At 35.9% G+C, this 3492-nt stretch carries 3 pseudogenes; 2 read left to right on the plus strand and 1 reads right to left on the minus strand.

Annotated elements, in window-relative coordinates:
* Positions 1 to 388: 388 nt before the first annotated feature.
* Positions 389 to 679: pseudogene (locus tag IM515_RS15815) on the plus strand (RNA-guided endonuclease InsQ/TnpB family protein); the annotation flags it as partial.
* Between the two features lie 322 nt (positions 680 to 1001).
* Here the strand turns inward: IM515_RS15815 and IM515_RS15820 are convergent.
* A pseudogene (locus IM515_RS15820) lies at positions 1002 to 2255 on the minus strand (ISNCY family transposase).
* Between the two features lie 297 nt (positions 2256 to 2552).
* Between IM515_RS15820 and IM515_RS15825 the strand changes: the two are divergent.
* Positions 2553 to 3456 (plus strand): annotated as a pseudogene (locus IM515_RS15825) (RNA-guided endonuclease InsQ/TnpB family protein); the annotation flags it as partial.
* Between the last annotated feature and the right edge of the window lie 36 nt (positions 3457 to 3492).

Here is a 3492-nt window from a genome sequence, read left to right on the forward strand (position 1 = left end):
CATAATACAGTGAGTTCTTTTCTTCTTCCGTGAATTCTAGGTTAATCATGTTTTTAATGAGTGCTTTGCTTCTAATTATGACTCTTAAACTATATTATTGTCCTTGAGTAAAAAATGCAAGTTGCAGCCGTGCAAAGTATATCCAAGTTTAGCGAGACTGACCTTTTAGAGGCATGGCGTGATATTTGTGAGACTTACGCTGACCACGAGTTAACCCTAGATAAGGTCAAGGCTCATCTTGGGGATCCGTTTCAGAAGCTACCTAACTCCAAAAAGATTAACATCTCTTTTGAGTCATCGAAAATTTGGGTCTGAAACCCCGTCGTTCTACGACGGCTTTACTGTTAAATATTAGCGCATTTACACGATATATGCTAGAATGTGAGATATGGAAAAAGCCTACTCGTTCCGATTTTACCCAACACCCGAACAAGAGTCGCTATTGCGGCGCACTTTGGGCTGTGTAAGATTGGTTTACAATAAAGCTCTCCATCTCAGAACACAAGCATGGTACGAAAGACAAGAAAGAGTAGGATATACTGAAACGTCTTCAATGCTAACTGATTGGAAAAAGCAAGAAGAATTAGAGTTTTTAAACGAAGTTAGCTGTGTACCTTTACAACAAGGGTTAAGACATTTACAAACAGCTTTCACTAACTTCTTTGCTGGTCGTACTAAGTCAGCAATTCTCATTTTGAAAAAAATCAGATAAAATTCTCTTATTTAAATAGAGAACTTGTGTAGAAGCATTATTTTTTGACAGATAATTATCATCCAACACTGGAGATAGACAGGTTTTAAGAAATCTGTCCACGAAAAATTGATTTCAACTCATAAATCTGGATGAAATTCTAACAAAATTTTTAGTTTTTTTATAAACAATTTTCTTTTTCTCCTTCAAGAGTTCTGACATTTTTAACTAGAATTTACTTTTTTAAATGGGACATATTCGGTTAGAATAAATGAGAAAAATTCCGACCAATTCTTAAACCAAATAAATTTTAATAGGGTACGAATATCATTAAAGAAAGAAGTCCGAGTTACTAATAGCTCACGAATCTTTTGATAGGTGTAATTAACTAAATCCAACACGGTATGAAATAAAAAAGCTAGTAAATTCAAAGACAATAAGAACTCGCACAAATGATTCTGACCATGACCAAAGTTATGCTCTAAATTATAACCGTGATTTTTAAGAACGTTATTGCCTTCATTTTCAACTTTCCATCTGCTGCGTCCAGCTTTGACAATTTCTTCGACATTATTTTCTGTGATTTTATGATTAGTTATCCAATTATTTTGGTAGATAGTTTTCTGGGTTTTTTCATTAATAACAGTCACTTCACACCAATTAACTTCGAGACTTGAGTCCCCCTCTCTTAAGGGAACTCTAGAAGCATAACGATAACGATAAATTAGATTTTTTCGTCCATCCCATTGTTTCTTTTCAACGGTCCTAACTTCGCCACTTTTTTCTAAAAATTCTAGCCATTCATATAAAGTTTTATGCGACGTTTCCCAACAAACAAAAATGAAATTATAACCTTGTTTTATCGCTAATTCACAAACAGGTTCGTGAGAATATAAGTCGTCTCCTAAAAGAGTTACAGGATAACCATACTTATTTTTATGATTCCTATTTAACCATCTTTTAACGGCCGCATTTTCACAGTCTTGTTTTTGATGTCCATCTTGTTTTTTAATGAATTCTGGCTCTAAATTAATTACTTGTTTTTGCTTAGGAGAAACCCCTATCGGTGTGACACAGCCATGAAAATAAGTTGTAGTTCCATTTCGATGATTACGACAGTTACAATGAGGGCAATTAATTTTCTTGGATGAGAAATATTCTGTGCCATCTAACGCCACTAACATTTCTCCATCTAAGTAGAGAAACTTTTCCAAAACTCCCTTTTCCTTTAACCATTCATAGACTTTTTGAAAAGTCCTAGAGATGTTAGATGCTGGCACTGGATCTAACAAATTTCTTATTTGATTATCCCCAGGAATTTTTTTAATTGAAAATAAACTTTCAGCATTATCTTTTCCCTTATTGCTTTTCATTAAACGTTGATGGTCTAAAAAAGACGGCGACTGAGTAAAAAAGACTGAAAATGCCGCCATCACGGCATCTTTTACCTCATATTTTCTATTATTTCCAGGTTTCCTCTCATCTCTATCGGTAAATCATCTAATTCTTGACGTAAAAATTGCATTAATTCCGAAATTTCTAGGGTTGCCGCTTTTTGAGCCATCTTGGAATAATTTGACGTGCTGGTGGATTTCTATCTCACCCATTTTACCTTAGCTGACAATAATTATAAATTTTTATTTCCCTTGAATTCTCTATTCTAAAAACAGAACTATCTTCCTGATTTAACCCCGTTCGTTCTCAGCCAACCTCTTTGATTGCTTGAGTATTTATACTTAATTTGTCCAGCCAATTGTTTTTTTATTGTTCGCCTCTCCTAGAAAATAGTTGCTTCGTACTATATTTTCCCTGCCAAAATCGGGGTTAATGCTCTATTTATTTCAAAATGAGAATTGCTGGTACTAAGTATCCTAACTTTAAGAAAAAACATCAAGGAGGAAGTGCCGAATTTACCAAGTCTGCTTTTAAATTCAAAGACAGACAAATCTATTTAGCTAAATGCACAGAACCTTTACCTATTAGATGGTCAAGACAAATTCCAGAAAGCTGTGAACCAAGCACAGTAACAGTCAGATTACATCCCTCAGGACGTTGGCATATTTCAATAAGATTTGATGACCCAACGATTAAGCCTTTACCAGTAACAGATAAAGCCATCGGAATTGACTTAGGAATTAGTAGCCTCGTGATTACCAGCGATGGCGATAAAGTATCTAATCCTAAGCATTTTAAGAAACATTATCAGAGGTTGCGAAGAGCATCGAAAAAGCCTTTCTAGAAAACAGAAAGGGTCAAAAAATCGGGAAAAAGCAAGAATCAAAGTAGCCAAGATTCACGCTCAAATCACCGATAGCAGAAAAGACCATTTACACAAGCTAACCACTCAATTAGTTCGTGAAAACCAAACGATTGTGGTTGAGAATTTAGCCGTTAAGAATATGGTCAAAAACCCGAAATTATCTCAGGCAATATCTGACGTTAGTTGGGGAGAAATAACTCGACAATTAGCCTATAAATGCCGTTGGTATGGGAGAAATTACATCGAAATAGATAGATGGTTTCCTAGTTCTAAAAGGTGTAGTAATTGTGGGTATATTGCTGAGAAGATGCCGTTAAATATTCGAGAATGGGATTGTCCAGACTGTGGGACGCACCATGACCGAGATATTAACGCTAGTAAAAACATTTTGGCCGCAGGACTTGCGGTGTCAGTCTGTAGAGCGACCATAAGACCAGAACAGAGTAAATCTGTTAAGGCAGGTGCGGAACCCCGCAAGGGAAAGAAGCAGAAACCTAAATCGTGAGGTTTGGGAATCACCGTCCGTTTACGGCGGTGAGGA

It is taken from the genome of Microcystis sp. M44BS1 (assembly GCF_020244875.1).
In the GTDB taxonomy this organism is placed as follows: Bacteria; Cyanobacteriota; Cyanobacteriia; order Cyanobacteriales; family Microcystaceae; genus Microcystis; species Microcystis panniformis.